Origin of the sequence: Marinobacterium lutimaris, assembly GCF_900108065.1 — a bacterium.
Classification (GTDB): domain Bacteria; phylum Pseudomonadota; class Gammaproteobacteria; order Pseudomonadales; family Balneatricaceae; genus Marinobacterium_D; species Marinobacterium_D lutimaris.
Genome location: NZ_FNVQ01000005.1, coordinates 304,100 through 321,775 on the forward strand (window position 1 = coordinate 304,100; position 17,676 = coordinate 321,775).

16 protein-coding genes are annotated in these 17,676 nt (G+C 59.5%); 10 read left to right on the forward strand and 6 right to left on the reverse strand.

What is annotated here, in order from left to right:
• Nucleotides 1–2 precede the first annotated feature (2 nt).
• The 6 genes from C4S72_RS20745 to C4S72_RS20770 all read left to right on the forward strand — a co-directional run bounded on the left by C4S72_RS20745 (nt 3) and on the right by C4S72_RS20770 (nt 4,956).
• Nucleotides 3–629: an SPOR domain-containing protein gene (locus C4S72_RS20745; protein ID WP_104005095.1), complete on the forward strand. Its 627-nt coding sequence runs from the start codon at nt 3–5 to the stop codon at nt 627–629.
• 118 nt (nt 630–747) lie between these two features.
• A complete protein-coding gene (gene hslV / locus C4S72_RS20750; protein WP_104005096.1) occupies nt 748–1,278 on the forward strand; it encodes an ATP-dependent protease subunit HslV in 531 nt (176 codons plus the stop codon).
• A 10-nt stretch (nt 1,279–1,288) separates the two neighbouring features.
• Nucleotides 1,289–2,623, forward strand: a complete 1,335-nt coding sequence (hslU, locus tag C4S72_RS20755; protein ID WP_104005097.1) for an ATP-dependent protease ATPase subunit HslU — start codon at nt 1,289–1,291, stop codon at nt 2,621–2,623.
• Between the two features lie 479 nt (nt 2,624–3,102).
• Nucleotides 3,103–3,483: a gamma-butyrobetaine hydroxylase-like domain-containing protein gene (locus tag C4S72_RS20760; RefSeq protein WP_104005098.1), complete on the forward strand. Its 381-nt coding sequence runs from the start codon at nt 3,103–3,105 to the stop codon at nt 3,481–3,483.
• Between the two features lie 90 nt (nt 3,484–3,573).
• Nucleotides 3,574–4,329, forward strand: a complete 756-nt coding sequence (ubiE, locus tag C4S72_RS20765; RefSeq protein ID WP_104005099.1) for a bifunctional demethylmenaquinone methyltransferase/2-methoxy-6-polyprenyl-1,4-benzoquinol methylase UbiE — start codon at nt 3,574–3,576, stop codon at nt 4,327–4,329.
• Nucleotides 4,330–4,353: 24 nt separating this feature from the next.
• Nucleotides 4,354–4,956 (forward strand): ubiquinone biosynthesis accessory factor UbiJ, encoded by a 603-nt coding sequence (locus C4S72_RS20770; protein WP_104005100.1) that lies wholly within the window; start codon nt 4,354–4,356, stop codon nt 4,954–4,956.
• A 69-nt stretch (nt 4,957–5,025) separates the two neighbouring features.
• On the opposite strand, the gene C4S72_RS20775 is transcribed toward C4S72_RS20770, so the two are convergent.
• From C4S72_RS20775 to C4S72_RS20790, 4 genes are all read right to left on the reverse strand, one after another.
• Nucleotides 5,026–5,439 carry a CopD family protein gene (locus tag C4S72_RS20775; protein WP_104005101.1) on the reverse strand — a complete coding sequence of 138 codons (414 nt, stop codon included), beginning with the start codon at nt 5,437–5,439 and terminating at the stop codon, nt 5,026–5,028.
• Nucleotides 5,440–5,506: 67 nt separating this feature from the next.
• Nucleotides 5,507–6,265, reverse strand: coding sequence for a DUF2927 domain-containing protein (locus C4S72_RS20780; RefSeq protein ID WP_104005102.1), 759 nt, complete (start codon nt 6,263–6,265; stop codon nt 5,507–5,509).
• A complete protein-coding gene (locus C4S72_RS20785) occupies nt 6,262–6,924 on the reverse strand; it encodes a fumarylacetoacetate hydrolase family protein (protein ID WP_104005103.1) in 663 nt (220 codons plus the stop codon). Before C4S72_RS20785 ends, C4S72_RS20780 begins: the two co-directional genes overlap by 4 nt.
• 47 nt (nt 6,925–6,971) lie before the next feature.
• On the reverse strand, nt 6,972–8,165 hold the full coding sequence (locus tag C4S72_RS20790) for an MFS transporter (protein ID WP_104005104.1): 1,194 nt from the start codon (nt 8,163–8,165) through the stop codon (nt 6,972–6,974).
• Nucleotides 8,166–8,262: 97 nt separating this feature from the next.
• Here C4S72_RS20790 and C4S72_RS20795 point away from each other — a divergent pair, with 97 nt between their 5' ends.
• From C4S72_RS20795 to serA, 3 genes are all read left to right on the forward strand, one after another.
• Entirely contained in the window at nt 8,263–9,141 is an 879-nt protein-coding gene (locus C4S72_RS20795) for a LysR family transcriptional regulator (protein WP_104005105.1), read from the forward strand.
• A 52-nt stretch (nt 9,142–9,193) separates the two neighbouring features.
• Nucleotides 9,194–9,475, forward strand: coding sequence for a pyrimidine/purine nucleoside phosphorylase (ppnP, locus tag C4S72_RS20800; protein WP_104005106.1), 282 nt, complete (start codon nt 9,194–9,196; stop codon nt 9,473–9,475).
• 189 nt (nt 9,476–9,664) lie between these two features.
• Nucleotides 9,665–10,900 carry a phosphoglycerate dehydrogenase gene (gene serA, locus C4S72_RS20805; RefSeq protein ID WP_104005107.1) on the forward strand — a complete coding sequence of 412 codons (1,236 nt, stop codon included), beginning with the start codon at nt 9,665–9,667 and terminating at the stop codon, nt 10,898–10,900.
• 36 nt (nt 10,901–10,936) lie between these two features.
• Here the strand turns inward: serA and C4S72_RS20810 are convergent, their stop codons facing one another.
• On the reverse strand, nt 10,937–11,926 hold the full coding sequence (locus C4S72_RS20810) for an alpha/beta hydrolase (protein WP_104005108.1): 990 nt from the start codon (nt 11,924–11,926) through the stop codon (nt 10,937–10,939).
• Between the two features lie 85 nt (nt 11,927–12,011).
• Here C4S72_RS20810 and C4S72_RS20815 point away from each other — a divergent pair, with 85 nt between their 5' ends.
• Entirely contained in the window at nt 12,012–15,269 is a 3,258-nt protein-coding gene (locus tag C4S72_RS20815; RefSeq protein ID WP_104005109.1) for a mechanosensitive ion channel domain-containing protein, read from the forward strand.
• Between the two features lie 60 nt (nt 15,270–15,329).
• On the opposite strand, the gene C4S72_RS20820 is transcribed toward C4S72_RS20815, so the two are convergent.
• Nucleotides 15,330–17,378: a TonB-dependent siderophore receptor gene (locus C4S72_RS20820; RefSeq protein WP_160115560.1), complete on the reverse strand. Its 2,049-nt coding sequence runs from the start codon at nt 17,376–17,378 to the stop codon at nt 15,330–15,332.
• Between the last annotated feature and the right edge of the window lie 298 nt (nt 17,379–17,676).

Here is a 17,676-nt window from a genome sequence, read left to right on the forward strand (position 1 = left end):
TTATGGCACGACAGGACTACGCGCAAAAACGCCGCGGTAACAACTCGGCCAGTCGCAAACCGGCTCCACGCAAGAGGGCGGCTCCGCCGCCTCCTCCGCGTCGCCCCTGGGGGCTGGCGCTGCTGTCGCTGATCGGTATCGGCGGGCTTGGCGTGCTGATCTACCTGCTGGTGCAGAACCCTTCCGGCGCGCCTCAGGTCAGCAAGCCAGCGCCCGCGCCTGCTCCCAAGGTGGAGCAGCCAGCTCCGGCCAAACCGAAACCGGCGCCAGCAGCACCGGCACCGGCGGAGCCGCAGAAGGACAGGTTCGACTTTTACGAGATGCTGCCCAAGAGCAAGGTGGAACCGCCGGAGGAGTCGGCCTACCACTCAACGCCGAAGACCGCCAAGCTGGAAACCAAGATCCTGCTTCAAGCCGGGTCTTTCCGCAGTGCCGATGACGCAGAGCAGATGCGCGCCAGGATGATCCTGGCCGGACTGCCGGATGTGAAGACCAGTCGCACCGAAGGCAGCAACGGCATCTGGTACCGGGTCCGCACCGGTCCGTTCGACACCCGTGCCGAGGTTAACGCGGCGGCTAACAAGCTCTACAAGCTGAACATCAACCCGCTGGAGATCCGTGCGCAATAAAGCCGGACCGCCCAGCGGGCGTTTTTCCCGCCCCAATCGCCCCCGCTACCCTTGAAATCCCAGTCGCCAGAACCATATCTGTAGGCAATACAAACTGGCAAACAGGGTATCCTCTGTCATGACAACAATCGTTTCTGTTCGCCGCGGCGATCAAGTCGTCGTCGGCGGCGACGGCCAGGTGTCTTTGGGCAACACGGTAATGAAGGGCAGCGCCCGCAAGGTCAATGTCCTGCCCAAGCACAAGGTAATTACTGGCTTCGCCGGCAGCACTGCCGACGCCATCACCCTGCGCGACCTGTTCGAACAGCAGCTGGACAAGCACCAGGGCAACATCGTTACTTCCGTGATTCAGCTCGCCCGCGAATGGCGTTCCGACCGCGTGCTGCGCCGCCTCGAAGCACTGATGCTGGTGGCCAACCGTGAAAAGACCTTTCTGATCTCCGGCAGCGGCGACATCATTGAGCCGGAAGACGGCGTGATCGCAATCGGCTCCGGCGGCAACTACGCGCTTTCCGCCGCCCGCGCACTGGTCGACAACACCGACCTCAGCGCCCGCGACATCGTCGAGAAAAGCCTGAATATTGCAGCCGGTATCTGCGTATTCACCAATGACAACCTGACCATCGAACAGCTCGAATCCGTAGGCTGAGGAGCGCTCCATGTCCAACATGACCCCCCGTGAAATCGTTCATGAGCTGAACCGCCATATCGTTGGTCAGGAAGAAGCGAAGAAATCCGTCGCCAACGCCCTGCGTAACCGCTGGCGTCGCATGCAGATCGATGAAGAGCTGCGCGCCGAAGTCACCCCGAAAAACATTCTGATGATCGGCCCCACCGGTGTCGGTAAAACCGAGATCGCCCGCCGTCTGGCCAAGCTGGCCAACGCCCCGTTCATCAAGGTGGAAGCCACCAAGTTCACCGAAGTCGGCTACGTCGGCCGCGATGTGGAGACTATCATCCGCGACCTGATCGAAATGTCGCTGAAAATGGTGCGCGAGCAGGCGATGGAGCAGCACCGCTTCCGCGCCGAAGAGCTGGCCGAAGAGCGCATCCTGGATGCCCTGCTGCCGCAGGCGCGCAGCAGCGGTTTCGAGCAGGAAAATGCCAGCAAGACCGACTCTGCCACCCGCCAGATCTTCCGCAAGAAACTGCGTGAAGGTCAGCTGGATGACAAGGAGATCGACATCGAGGTTGCCGAGCAGCCGATGGGCGTCGAGATCATGTCACCGCCGGGCATGGAGGAGATGACCAGCCAGTTGCAGAACCTGTTCTCCAACATGGGTCAGAACAAGAAGAAGTCACGCCGCATCAAGGTCAAGGAAGCGTTCAAGCTGCTGACCGATGAAGAAGCCGCTGGCCTCGTCAAAGAGGACGAGATCAAGCAGCAGGCGGTTGAGCGCGTCGAGCAGAACGGTATCGTCTTCCTCGACGAGATCGACAAGGTGTGCAAACGCGCCGACAACACAGGCGGCGACGTCTCCCGCGAAGGCGTACAGCGCGACCTGCTGCCGCTGATCGAAGGTTGCAGCGTCAGCACCAAGTACGGCGTGATCCGCACCGACCACATCCTGTTTATCGCGTCCGGCGCCTTCCACCTGGCGCGTCCGTCAGACCTGATCCCCGAACTTCAGGGGCGTCTTCCGATCCGCGTCGAACTCCAGGCCCTGACGCCGGAAGATTTCCGTCGTATTCTGACAGAACCCAAGGCGTCACTGACCGAGCAGTACCGTGCTCTGCTGGCCACCGAAGGTGTCGATGTCACGTTCACCGAGGACGGCATCAGCCGTATCGCCGAACTGGCCTACCAGGTCAACGAGACCACCGAAAACATCGGTGCCCGCCGCCTGCACACCATGATGGAACGCCTGCTGGAGGAGCTCTCCTTCTCTGCTGCAGATCGCAGCGGCGATACCATCAACATCGACCGCGCCTTTGTCGATGAGCAGCTCGGCGAAGTCAGCCGCGACGAGGATCTGAGTCACTACATCCTCTGATCGAATCCGCGCCGGCCTAAGGCTTAAAACCTAAGTGCCGGCGCTTTTGTAAATAACTACCCAAACCTGTCAAAAATGCTGACAGGGAGGTCTTGGAATACACTTGCTGAGTGCAGCAAAATCCCCCTTCAGTGCAGCCGAGCATCACAGGCTGAAAGAGAAACAAGGGAAGGGCTGTTTGAGGCGCAGCCGCCTTATTTTTAGAAAGTAGGCCCTTCCCGCTCTTTCAGACGAGAAGCGCAGGGCAGTCGGCGTAGCCGACCAAACTGTCGGGGCGGCTTGGGATTATCAAGGGTCTTGGCCGCCCAAGACCCTTGATTCGCCAGCAGGCGAAACCGGCCTTGAAAACAACGCGCAAAGAAAGCGTTCAAACAACCGCCTTGCGCGCTAAGACTTTTTGACTTTGTCCTGTCGTTAAGGCTATGAGCTTACATAAAGCCACCCGCGACGCGGCTAGACTAAGACTGGGAGGGGCCACCATGGCCGACGAAGTACCTCTGCCGACGGATATCCGTCTGCATATGAAATCGCGCACCCTGGAGCTGGTGTATGCCGATGGCAGCTTCGAGCTCACCGCCGAGTTCCTGCGTGTCCATTCCCCGTCCGCCGAAGTACGCGGCCACGGCATAGGCCAGGGCGTGCTGCAGGTTGGTAAGAAGCATGTCGGCTTCAGGGGCGTGGAGCCTTCAGGCAACTACGCACTGAAAATCATCTTCGATGACGGCCACGATTCCGGGCTCTACACCTGGGAATACCTGCACGATCTGGCCCACGACCAGAAGACTTACTGGGACAAGTACCTGGCCGATCTGGCAGCCGCCGGCGCCAGCCGCGACGGTGGCCTGATCGCGCGCGGCTGATGCAACGCAGCTAAGCGGCACTGGAACAGGACAAATGCCCCCGGCGGGCGCTACAATGCAGCCATCTTTCACCAGGCTATTGAGCGGACGATGAGCGAGAAAAAGAAGGACACCATTGATTTCGGTTATCAGGAAGTACCGGTCGAAGAGAAGGTAAAACGGGTTGCCGGTGTATTTCACTCGGTAGCGGGTAAGTACGACCTGATGAACGACCTGATGTCCGGTGGTATCCATCGCCTCTGGAAACGTCTGACCATTGAGCAGAGCGGCGCCCGCGCCGGCATGAAGATTCTTGATATCGCAGGCGGTACCGGTGATCTGACGCTGAAGTTCTCCCGCATTGTCGGCCCGACCGGCGGCGTGGTCCTGGCCGATATCAACGACTCCATGCTCAAGGTAGGCCGCGACAAGCTGATCAATGCCGGTGCGGCCGGCAACATCGAGTACGTTCAGGCCAACGCCGAATGCCTGCCGTTCGAAGACAACACATTCGATATCATCACCATCGCCTTCGGTCTGCGTAACGTCACCGACAAGGACGCAGCGCTGGCCTCCATGAACCGCGTTCTCAAGCCGGGCGGTAAACTGATGGTGCTGGAGTTCTCCAAGACCAACAACCCGCTGCTGACCAAGGCGTACGACTTCTACTCCTTCAACGTACTGCCGCAGATGGGCCGTGTTATCGCCAACGACTCTGAAAGCTACCGCTACCTGGCCGAATCGATCCGTATGCACCCGGACCAGGAAACGCTGAAGCAGATGATGGCCAACGCCGGCTTCGTCAACTGCCGCTACCAGAACATGACCGGCGGTGTCGTTGCCCTGCATACCGGTATCAAACCCTAAGCGCCGCGCACAACGGAGGTGACCATGCCGTTCCAGTTGTTGAACGCCAGTGTGCTGTCTCTGGCAGAATCCAGCCTGAACCGTCTGCTGGCCAACGATCCGGCCACTCTGGACCGGCTCGGCGCGCTCACCGGCAAGGTGATCGCCATCGAATCCACCTCGCCGGTGTTTCATCTCTACGTTCTGCCCCATGGCGCGGGTCTCGACCTGCTGCACCACTATGAAGGCAACGCGGATGTGACGATCTGCGGCAGCGCACTGCTGCTGGCACGTCTGCCGATCGCCGGTAATGAGGTGCTGTTCGGCAAGGGCGTAAGCCTCAGGGGCGACTCCACTCTCGCCCACAAGCTGCAATCCACCCTGGCGGACACCCGGATCGACTGGGAAGCCTGGCTCGGCAACCTGATGGGCGACGCCGCCGGTCACGAAGCGGCCAAAGCGCTGCGCTCACTCATCGGTTACAGCCGTGACAGCGCCAGCTCACTGCTGCTGAGCACACGCGAATATATTCAGGAAGAGGCTCAGCTGCTGCCGACGCGGGTGGAGATCGAGATCTTTATGGATGAGGTGGATGTACTGCGCGAACGTGCCGAACGGCTGGAAGCGCGCATTCGGCAGCTCGGTTAACGCTTGAAAAGGTCGCCGGAGCAGAAAGCCTGTTCGCTCCGGTAACGCAGATAGCTTCTCGACAGTCTTTTAGAAAGGTTTAACGACCACAAAGATCAATATCGGGATGAATATCAACAGCGGCACTTCGTTAAACAGACGGAAATAGCGCCCGCTTTTGTTCAGCTCACCGCGCTGCATCTTTTTCAGGTAGATCCAGCAGGCGTGATGATAGCCCATCAGCAGAACCACAAACAGCAGCTTGGCGTGCAGCCATCCCCCGCTGATTCCCCAACCAAACCAGAGCCAAAGCCCAAACCCCAGGGTAAACAGCGCCATCAGGGTCATAAAACCAAACAGCTTACGTGCCATGATCTGCAAGCGGGTCACATCCTGACCTGCGGCGCGCCCTTCCACGTAATGCACATAGATACGTGGCAGGTAGAAAATTCCCGCCATCCAGCTGGTCATCGCCAGAATATGAAACACCTTAACCCAGAGCATCGTCTCTCCTTTCGGCTGAATCAGTAAGATGGCGGCAGTATGCCAGCATCGCGCCGGAGTGTCCGGCTCAGTAGCCCATCAGTCGATACATGGCGCCCTTGCGCACTGCTGCATCCGCATTATCGACCACACCGCTGGCAGTCAGTTCTGTCAGAACCGTTTTTGCCCTGCTGCGCAGCTCATCCGGGCCCATTCCCGGCTCAAGCCTTGGGTCATAAAGCAGGCGCAGCAGCACCAGATCCAGGCCGGTAAGCAGCTGATCGGTAGACTTGTCATTGAAGATGGAGGGAAAGACTTTTTCAGAGTCGTTGGGCAGGCCAAGGATCTGGGTCAGCTCCTCGACAATGCAACTGACCAGCCGCCCCCGCTCCCGGGCACGATCCACGGGAATGGCGATCAGCGCCCGCTGGATGCGACTCTGGCCATCGGTCCAGATCCTGGCGAGACAGAGAGCGCCACGGGGCACCGGCTCACCAGTCTTCTGGCGCCAGAAAGCGGCCAGTTCGGTCTGCCGCAACAGCACGAGCTCCACATTGCCTCCGCCGTTAACCCGGCGGATCGAATGCCCGGTGATATCCGCCAGCTGCGACAGCTGGGCGTCCACCAGTTCGTTATGCAGCGCCGGATCGCCGACCCGATGCTCTACCTGTACCCTGACCGGTTCGGCCCATTTACGCAGTCGCATGGGGTCACGCCCATACTCCGAGCGCAACGCCACTTCGATCAGGCTATCGACGATGTAGCCCGGCCGCTGCCATGCCTGCTGAGCGTCCGCCAATAGCGGGCAGAACAGCAGGAGAAGCAGCCAGCCGCTGCCTCGGGTCATTTCGCTTCGGTTTCGATCCGCAGCAGGTCAACGATCTCAACGCAGAGTTTGTCGCCGACCTTAAGTTCGCCGACACCGGCGGGGGTGCCGGTCAGAATCAGGTCGCCCGGCTCCAGGGTAAACCACTTGCTGGCGTGGCTGATCAGCTTGAGGATCGGTGTGATCATCTGGGAAGAGTTGCCGTCCTGGCGCACCTCGCCATCCACCGTCAGGCGAATCTGCACATCGTTCAGATCGCCGACGCTGGCCGGCGTCAGGAAGGGAGAGACCGGGCAGGAGCCGTCAAATGCCTTGGCCCGCTCCCAGGGATGGCCCTTACTCTTGAGTTCGCTCTGCAGCTCCCGCAGGGTCAGGTCCAGCGCCAGGCCGATACCGGCAATACCATGCTGCGCCGCCTGCTCATCCACATCGGTCATACGCTCACCGATCAGGATCGCCAGTTCGGTTTCAAAATGCACTTCACCGCGCTCGCGAGGCACCGTAATCGGCGCGTCCATCGGCACGATTGCGCTGGCCGGCTTCAGGAAAAGCAGCGGCTCGGCGGGAATTTCGTTGTTCAGTTCCTTTGCATGCTCAGCGTAGTTGCGGCCGATACAGACCACTTTTCCTACCGGCAAACTCAGCGCGGATCCGTCCGCCAGGCTGTGTTGATAACTCATGAGCTTCTCCCTTTGGATACGATGTATTCCGGCATCATACGCCAGTTTTACGCTGCAGCCAGCACCGCCCTATGCCGCAAACCCAGCCAGCATGAACAGGCCAGAGTCACCGCCAGCACCAGCAGTGAGCCAAAAATAACACCGGGCCAGCCGGAGTGTTCCCAGAACGGATGCAGATAGAAGCCGCCGCAGCTGGCACCCAGATAATAGAACACTAGGTAAAGCGATGAGGCACTGGCCTTGGCGTGAGTCGCATTATGGCTGACCCAGCTGCTGGCACTGGAATGGGCGAAAAAGAAACCGAAACTGTTGGCAAAAAAGCCGGCAATAATCAGCACCAGGCTGTGCGACAGGGTCAGTAGCGAGCCACAAATCAGAATCAGGATACCCAGCGCCATACACCAGGGCTGCGCCACCCTCACCGCCACTTTGCCGGAAATTGCCGAACCAAAGGTGCCGGTCAGGTAGGTCAGAAACAGCATGCCAAGGAAAGCCGATGACAGATTGTAGGGCTCATCGGAGAGCACAAAGGTGATGTAGCTGTACTGGTTCACGAAGATAAAGAAATTGAGCCCGCCGATGATATACGCCAGCACCAGCATCGGGTTGCGCAGATGACTGCCCAGGTCTTTCAGCATCCGCCCGGGATGCAGCCGCTGTGGTTTGAAATGCTCGGACTTGGGCAGCGCGATGGCGAACACGGCCAGACAGACCAGGCTGACGACACTCATCACCATGAAGGCGCTGTTCCAGCCCAGCCACTCGCCGACAAAGCCACCGATCAAACGACCTCCAATTCCACCCAGGCTGTTGCCGGAGATATAAAGCCCCACCGCCACGGCCACCGCGGGTTTGGTGAACTCGTCGCCCATATAGGCGATGGCAATCGCAGGCAGACCGCCGAGGAAAAAGCCCTGCAATGCACGCAGCACCACCAGCGAGGTGTAATCATCCACAAAGGAGAGCGCACAGGTGGTCAGGGTCGCGCCGACCATGGTCAGCAGCATGATGCCGCGGCGACCCAGCGCATCGGAGAGCGGCCCGTACAGCAGCAGTGACAGCCCCAGCATCAGCGTGGTGACGGTGAAGGTCCAGCCCGCCAGCAGCGGCGACACGTTGAAATCCTGCGCCAGCATCGGCAGCAGCGGCTGGGTCACATAGACATTGGCAAAAATCATGAACGAGCCGAGACAAAGGGCCAGAGTCGCGCGCCAGAATGTCGGATGTCCCAGTTCGATCATGCTTTTTCTCCACAGGTTCGGATAACTGCAGACAGGATAAGGATCGCCAACTCATAATAAAAATATATAATTATTATCGATACCATAAGGAGCCCTTATGCTCGATATCAAAGCGCTACGCTACTTCCTCGCCGTGGTCGATGCCAACGGCTTCACCGCCGCCGCCCGCAAGCTACATGTGGCCCAGCCCGCCGTCAGCATGGCGATACGCAAGCTGGAGCAGAGCCTGGAGCTGAACCTGTTCCACCGTCGTGAACGCAGCATAGAGCTGACCGATGAGGGCCGGGTTCTGCTGCAACATGCCCGCCGCATCGTCCAGGCCACCGCCGATGCCGAGCTGGAGATGCGCGAGATCCACGGCCTGCGCCGCGGCGAAGTGCGTATCGGCGTACCGAGCATGCTCGGCTCCTACTATTTTCCGCCGATATTGATGGCCTTTCGCCACCGCTATCCCAACCTGCAGCTGACCGTCATCGAATCGGGCACCCGCAAGATTCAGCAGATGCTGTCGGAAGGCGAGATCGATATGGGCGTTATCGTCAGCGACCGCCCGCCGGAAGAGCTGGAAAGCCATGTTTTTCTGCGCGAGCAGATGATGGCGATCCTGCCCGTGGAGCATCCCCTGGCTCAGCAGGAACATGTGACCTACGAGCAGTTTTTCCATGAGGACCTGGTGGTATTCAAGGAGGGGTATTTTCACCGCGAGGTGCTCGATCGTCTGGCGAAGGAATACAGCTACGATCCGAAGATCGGCTTCGAGACGAACCTGCTACCCTTAATCAAGCAGATCGTGCGCCAGGGATTTTCCATATCTACGCTGCTGGAGATGGCGATCTCCGATGCCGCCGACCTGGTCGCCCGCCCCTTCGAGCAGCAGGTATGGCTGGACCTGTCCATCGCCTGGCGCAAGGAGGGCTACCTTTCCCGAGCCAACCGTGCCTTTGTCGACTTTCTGCTGGATCAGGCGCGCACATGACAGATCGACAATATGACACTATGATGCCTCTTTTTTTACGGAGATAGCGTTGATGCTGAGTACAAACGAGTATTTCGACGGCAAGGTAATGTCGATCGCATTTGAAGGCCCGGACGGCCCGGTCACCTCCGGTGTGATGGCGCCGGGCGAATACACCTTCAGCACCAGCCAGAACGAACTGATGAAAGTCACCTGCGGCGAACTGGTTGTACGCCTGCCGGGTAGCAGCGACTGGCAGCCGTTCCCCGCCGGGACCGAGTTCAGCATCGCTGCCGGACTGTCCTTCGACCTCAAGGTAAGCAAGCCCACCGCTTACCTCTGCTTCTACAGCTGATACGGCTGACTGCGAGCAGCGGCCGGTGCTCTCGACGCCGGCCGCTCTCCAAATCCTTTCAAGATCAGCTGAGAAATTTTCCGCAACACTGGCTTGCCTAGCACACCTATATACAAGGGCTTGTGCTACAATGCGGCGCTTTCTTACCACCGGCCGACATGTTTGGCGAAAGTTAGGAACCCGTTGCAGATGAAGAGCAAATCCACCTCCCTCGATAAGAGCAAGATCAAGATCCTGCTGCTGGAGGGCGTGCACCAGTCAGCGGTTGATACGCTGAATGCCCAGGGCTACACCAACATCGAATTCCACACCGGCTCGCTGCCCGAAGAGGAACTGATCGAGCGCATCAAAGATGTGCACTTCATCGGTATTCGCTCGCGTACCCAGCTGACCGAGAAGGTGTTTGCAGCAGCCGAGAAGCTGGTTGCTGTTGGCTGTTTCTGCATCGGTACCAACCAGGTTGACCTGAAGGCAGCCACCCAGGCCGGTATCGCCGTATTCAACGCGCCTTACTCCAACACCCGCTCCGTTGCGGAACTGGTGCTTGCCGAGTCGATTATCCTGCTGCGCGGCGTCGCCGAGAAGAGCGCCAAAGCCCATCGCGGCATCTGGCAGAAAAGCGCGAAGAACTCCTATGAGATCCGCGGCAAGAAGCTGGGTATCGTTGGCTACGGCAGCATCGGCTCCCAGCTGAGCGTACTGGCCGAAGGCCTGGGTATGCATGTCTACTTCTACGACGTCATCACCAAGCTGCCGCTGGGTAACGCTACCCAGGTCAGCTCCATGGCTGAACTGCTCGGCATGTGCGACATCATCACCCTGCACGTTCCGGAAACCGCCTCCACCCAGAACATGATGGGCCAGGTGCAGTTCGACCAGATGAAGGATGGCGCGATCTTCCTCAACGCTGCCCGCGGCACCGTGGTGGATATCGAAGCCCTGTGCGCTGCGCTGGATAGCGGCAAACTGCTGGGCGCCGCCGTGGACGTGTTCCCGGTTGAACCGCGCAGCAACGATGACGAGTTCATCAGCCCGCTGCGTGAATTCGACAATGTGATCCTGACCCCGCACGTGGGCGGATCCACCATGGAAGCCCAGGAAAACATCGGTTACGAAGTTGCCGAGAAGCTGGCCAAGTACAGCGACAACGGTTCGTCCATCACTTCCGTCAACTTCCCGGAAGTGGCGCTGCCGGAACACCCGCAGGCGCACCGTATCCTGCACGTTCACAAGAACATCCCGGGCGTGCTGTCGAAGATCAACAACGTCTTCTCCGACAACAACATCAACATCTCCGGTCAGTACCTGCAGACCAACGAAAGCGTCGGTTACGTCGTTATCGATGTGGATGCAGACTACTCGCACATGGCGCTGGAAAAACTGAGCGAAATCGACGGCACCATCCGCTGCCGCCGCCTGTTCTGATCAGTCTACGCGCTACCCCGAACGCCCGGCCTTGACTCAAGTGCCGGGCGTTTTTGTTTCCGGCTCAATAAACGCCAGGAGCTGCTCGAACACTTCGCTCTGCCAGGGATCTGTCTCATTGATCAGGTGATGGCGGGCACCCTCCACCAGGCTCTGTTCTGCACCGGGAAACAGCCGCCGCAACACGTCGAGGTTATGCCGCCACTCCACCGTCGTATCTTCACTGCCCTGGATCAGCAATGGGCGCCAATGGCTGGGACCATGCACCTCCACCCAGTTTATCCAGGTCAGCATGGCACCGACCCAGCCCACCGCGATCCAGGGATGCTGCAGCGGATCCTCTTGCTGGACAAAACGCAGGAACTCGGGGTCGTGGCTGTTGGTCAGATAAAACCGTTTCACACGCTTGAGCCAGGGGCTCAGCCAGCGGTATTTGAAGCGGATACTGCGCCAGCGCGTCGGCCTGACCAACGGCGCCAGCAGAACCGGTGGATTCAACTCCCGGGCGCTGAGGCCGGTCTCGCGCAGCAGCATAGTCAGGATAATCGCACCACCGGTGCTGTGCCCTATCAGCGTCAGCGGATGGCATAAGCCAGCGTGAAGTTGCCGCACCAGTGCGGCCAGTTGATCGGTATAGCGAAAGAAATCATCCACATCATGGGGTTCACCGGCAGAGAGTCCATGGCCAGGCAGATCATAGATCACCAGATTCCAGCCCTGTTGAAACAGCCGCTCCAGCAGCGGCCGGGACAGACCTGCGTGGTCGGTATAACCGTGCACCAGCAACACCGTGCCTTTGGCGCCAGCAGGCTGAAAAAAGCGCTGCACCACCAGTTCGGTGCCGGCCAGCTCCAGGCGGCCAATGGCATAATCGGCGCGCGCTGCAAGCCCGGACAGCCCGTAGCAGGCCAGATAGGCCGACAGCTGCGGCTGCGCTGCCGGCGGCGCCAGTCGATCGGGCAGACAGGCCCGGACCCCTTCGGCATCGAACCCTGGCAAAGGAATATTCCGGCTAGAGTCGGTCATGGCTACTTCCCTATCCCTCTAAGCTTGACCACAATATACGACTGTACTCTTCCGCTACGCTGTATCAAGGGAGCTGTTCACTCATATGGTTAACACCTTACGCCCCAACCGGGGGCTTTCACTGCTGCTCGGGCTGCTGCTGTTCATCTTCGCCGGCGTTAATACCGCGCTGGCCGAACTGCCCGCCAGCAGCGCGATCGCGTCCCAGCTGGAAAAGCTGAAACCGGACGATACCAGTCCCGCCACCCAGGCCCTGCGCGAAGCCTATGAAAAAACCCAGAGCACTCTGGAGTCACTGGGCAACCTGGAGCAGCGCACTCAGACCCTGAATGAGCAGATCGCGCGCCAGCCTGAAGAGCTGCAAAAGCTGCGCGATCAACTGGCCGAGCCACCGCAAGAGCTGGATATCAGCGCCGCCATCAATGATGTAGACCATCTTGAACAGCAAGTTATCCAGACCAAGGCAGAACTGGTGCAGCAGGAGCAGCTGCGCGATGAGCTCGACAAGTCGGTACAGAAGAATGACGAGCAGCTGATCAACCTGCGTGCCGAGCTGGCGCACCTGAAGCAGAGCCCTGCGCCTTCGGAAAATCTGAGCTCCGATATGCCGGACGAGCTACGCCAGGCCCGTCGCACACTGGAGGAGGTACTCACCCAGGAGCAAGCCAAACGTGCTCAAACGCTGGAGCTGGAGCTGCTGGTACTGCCCGGCGAGAACGAACTGAGCCAGCTCAAGCTGGCACTGGCGCGTCGCAAGGTCAGCCAGCTCTCAAACGCCCTCGACCAGATGCAGAGCGTGCTGGGCCAGCAGAGACGCAGCGAACTGGAAAGCACCCTCGCCAGCGTCGAGCCCGCGCCGGATAACCTGCCGGAGCCCCTGGCCGAGGTGAGCCGACAGAACCGCAGTGACAGCGACAGCCTGCGTCAGCTGGTCCGCGATATCGAGGTCAGCAACAACCGTCAGCGAGAGCTGGAAACCCGACTCTCCCAGATCGGCGAGCGTTACCGCCTGGTACAGCAACAGCTGGAACTGGATATCCCGCAGCTCAACGCCGACCTGCACCGTTTCGCCCGCCAGCTGATTCGCCCTATCGACCTGGAATCGACCCGCGCCAATATCAGCCGCCTGCGCCTGGCCAAGCTGAATACCGATCGCGACCTGCTCAACGCCAAACAGCTCAGGGCTGACCCTCCCCAGGAGGTGATTTCACTGGGCGAGGACGCTCAGGCCCAATACGACCGCATCCTGGAAAACCGCATACGTCTGCTGGAACAGATTCAGCAATCACGTCAGCAGCTGATCAATGCCCGTTCGCAGATGCTCAGTACGCAGCAGCAGATCAACGAACAGCTGCAACAGGCCCGCGCACTGGTCGACCAGCACCTGCTCTGGCAACCCACCATTGCGCCGATCAACAGCCAATGGGGCAGCGACCTGATCGAAGGCCTCAGCCACCTTAAAGACCGGCTGACCGACTTCAACTCCGAAACCTCTCTGCTGCGTGGCCAGATTCCGCTCTGGGCCATTATTGCCCTGCCACTGCTGCTCGCCGCCCTCTCAGTGGCGCTGCGACGCTATTTCAAGCAACACCGCGAACGCTGGCACGACAGCATTGGCCGCGTCACCCAGGACCGTTTCAGCCGCACCCTGAAGCTGCTGGTGGGCGCGCCGATCATTGCCGCGCCAATTCCTGTACTGGCGCTGCTGCTGCAGCAGGACCTTAACCCGGCACATCCGCTGCACGACCCACTGAGCCCACTGCTCTACCTGGTCGCATCCTTCGTGTTTATTGCGCAGTGCATCCGCGGCTGGCTGACCACGCCGTACGGCCTGCTCAACGGCCACCTGGAGCTGCCCGCCAAGCTCTGCCGCATTCTGAATCGGGAACTGCAGATTCTCTGCATCGTCAGCCTGCCACTGCTGGCCGGGCTGATCATTGCCGACGGTATCGAGGAACAGGCTCTGCTCGCCTCCGGCGGCCGGCTGCTGTTCCTGCTGCTGACCCTGGCGCTGACCCGCTTCTGGTGGGTAATGTGGAAAACCAGCAGCGCCTTCAACCAGCTCACCTCCGAACCCAGCTGGTGGCAGGACTCGCGCCTCTGGATCGGCAGCATGATCGGCTTCAACCTGCTGATGTTCGGGCTTGGCCTGGCCGGCTTCCTGTTCGGCGCCCTGTTCCTGATGCTGATCTTCGCGGTCGTTATTTTGCAGATCGCCCTGGTATTCATGGTTTACCGTCTCGGCGTACGCTGGCTGCAGATCGAAGAGCGCCGTCTGGCGTTCAAGCAGGCGCTGGAGAAACGCGCCGAGCAGATAGCTGCGCGGGAAAACCCGGAGGAGGAAGCCCCGGTCGAGGAGAACTACTACGACCTCAAGACCATTTCCCTGCAAACCCGGACACTGCTTAAGATCAGTAGCCTGGCGCTGCTGTTCCTCGGCCTCTGGCTGACCATGGGCGACTTCCTGCCGACGCTGCATATTCTCGACCGGGTGCCGCTGTGGAGCACCTACCAGAGCACCGCGGATGGCCAGGTACTGGAGCAGATCACCCTGGCCGATATCGCCGGTGGCGTACTGATACTCGGCCTGAGCCTGCTCGCCGCCTACAACCTGCCGGGGCTCGTGGAACTGCTCATACTGCGCCATATCCACCTGACGCCGGGCAGCAACTTTGCCATCACCACGCTGCTGAAATACTCCCTGATTCTGGTCGGCACCATGTCCGGTGTGAGTCAGTTCGGCCTGGAGTGGAGCAAACTGCAGTGGCTGGTGGCCGCCCTGGGTGTAGGTCTCGGTTTCGGTTTGCAGGAGATCGTAGCGAACTTCGTCTCCGGCATCATTTTGCTGTTCGAAAAACCGATCCGTATCGGCGATACGGTCACCATCGGCGATGTCACCGGCAATGTCTCCCGGATCCAGATCCGCGCCACCACGCTGGTGGACTGGGATAACAAGGAAGTGATCATCCCCAACAAGACGTTTATAACCGAGCGACTGATCAACTGGTCACTGACCGACGCCACTACCCGTATCGTGCTGACCGTGGGCGCCGCCTATGGCAGCGATACCCAGAAGGTTAAGGAGCTGCTGGTCCAGGCCGCCGAGGAACACTCCGAAGTGCTGGAAGACCCGGCGCCCAGCGCCTACTTCCGCGCCTTCGGCGAGAGCTCACTGGACTTCGACCTGCGTGTATATGTGAGCCGCATGGAGGACCGTATCCCGGTTACAGACGGGCTGAATCACCGCATCGACCGCCTGTTCAAGGACGCGGGAATAGAGATCGCCTTCCCGCAGCTGGATGTGCATCTGTTCCGAACGCCACCCAATGTGCCCAAGTCCTGATACCGGAGTGAACAAAAAACCGCCGCAGTGTGCGGCGGTTTTTCAGGGTAGCAACCGACCTTAGAACCTGTACTTGAGGCTTGCCTGCAGGAAGCGCGGTGCGCCCGGGTAGATCGCTGTATCCCTGTCTGCCGCCAGGTAATACTGCTTGTCGAACACGTTCTTCAGCGCCAGACCCATATCCAGATCCGGGCTCAGCTGGAAGCTGGCGGTCAGGTCCAGGCGGCCAAAGCCCGGCAGTTCCAGTTCATTGTCGCTGCTGCCGTAGCGGCGACTCTGAGCGAAGAACACAGCGCCAAGATCCAGCGCCTCACTGGCCTTGTACTGCGCCTGCAGACTGATCTGGTTGCGCGGCGAGTTGAGGAATTCATTACCCTCTTCGTTATCCGTACTGTCCTGGTCGCCCGTGAGAATAACCGTATCCAGCAGCGTATAGCTCGCCTGCAGCGCCAGACGTGATGTGGGATTCCAGCCCAGCCCCAGCTCCGCACCGCGGCTGCGTACTTCGCCCAGGGCCGCACTGTAACCATCATCACCGCTGACGATCACGTTTTCCTTGTTGATCTGGAACAGCACCAGCTCCGCGTTCCAGTCGGCCGCCGGGGTGTAGTGAATTCCGACTTCGTACTGCTTGCCGGTCTCCGGATCGAAGGTGTTGCCATCGGCGTCGGTATTGCTGACGGCACTGGTTTCGTAGGACTCCGAATAAGAGCCGTGCAGACGCCAGTCATTGTTGAGGCGGTAGCTCAGCCCCAGGGTCGGGGTCAGAAAGTCCTCATTCGTTTCATAGAGCTCCGCTTCGTAAGACCGGCCGCTGACATTGGTGTACGCCTTGGCTTCCATCTCACGATGCTGCCAGTCGTAGCGCAGCCCCGCCTGCAGATCCAGCTTATCGGTCAGGGCGATCACATCCTGGCCGTAGAGACTGTAGGTGTCGTAGGTAAATACCCGGTGCAGGCCATCGCCGTTACTGATGCTGTCGAGGTCGATGTAGTCATGAACCGGGTTATACAGATCCAGATCCAGGGCGCTGTCGATGTTGCCCCAGTTAAGGCGATTGAAATCGTTGCGGGTGTACGCGTAGCTGCCACCCAGCGTCAGGCGGTGCGCAATAGAGCCGGTCGTCACCTCACCGGTGAAGTAGGAGTCCAGCGAGTGGTTCTCCTGCTTGTTCAGCAGATGACGGTAGGAACGCTTAACGGTGCCATCTCTCACCGAGCGGACCCAGAAGGTGGCGCGCTCATCTTCGTGCCAGACGCTGCGCCACTTGGTGACGCTGCTCCAGCCGTTACCCAGATCACGGTTGTAAGTCAGCGATGCCGCAACACCTTCATCGGTGGCATCGTTCTGCGGACCTAGATAGTTGGTGGTGATATCGGCCACCTGCTTGATATCGGACTCAGCCGCCACCAGACCGGACGGATAATTATAGTCGTAGCGGGTGACTTCGAACTGCGCCGTCAGTGACTGTCTATCATCGATCAGCCAGGTCAGCATCGGCGCCAGGAAGTAACCGTCCTTGTCCTCGTAATCACGAAATCCCTTATCGTCACGGTATTCGCCGATCACCCGGTAAAGTACGTCGCTGCGCTCGCCCAGCTCTCCGGTGGAGTCGAAGGAGAGCGCACTCTTGCCCCATCCGGCATCCGTATCATCGCTGAGCCAGGCACCGCCCTGCAGGTCGATCTCGTTATAGCGTTCAGCCTGCGGCTTCTTGGTCACCAGGTTGATGGTGCCGCCCGGCTCCTGGCTGCCGTAGAACATGGAGCCCACGCCCTTCAGCACCTCCACGTCGTCCAGCAGAATAGCCGGCATGCTCTGATCTTTCAGCGCCCAGGCGTTCATGCCATCCATCTTGACGTTATCACGGGTCAGGCTGAATCCGCGTGAGACATAGTCGTAGTTGGTGCCACCACCGATACGATGGATACCCGAGATGGTGTCGATCGCCTCCGAAATATCGTTAACCTGCAGGGATTCGATCTTTTCTTTACCCACGTTACCCAGGGTCAGCGACTGGCTGTCTGCCGGCGCAGCGCTCTTCATCGTGCCGCCCGGCTCTGCCTTCAGCGCATCCGCCTCGATCACCAGGGTGTCCAGATTTGTCACTGTCTCCGCCTGTGCGGGCAAGCTGATAGCCCCGATCACCAAAGCCAGGTTTTTTAGACGCGCGGTTTTTCCACGAGCGCTTTTTACACGGGCGGCATACTGCATCGCACCAAATCTCCAATTCAAACACGTACACAAACACGGCAATTCAAGCGATCCAGCTTTTATTGATCGACTAAAGTAGAAGTATTATCATTTGCATTATCGAAATAAGTCAAACCTCATGATTATCAAGCATTTTCTGTAAGGTCTTTTTCGTCCAATCCCGCCGCGCTGACCAAATCAGTCTCTCGGAGCT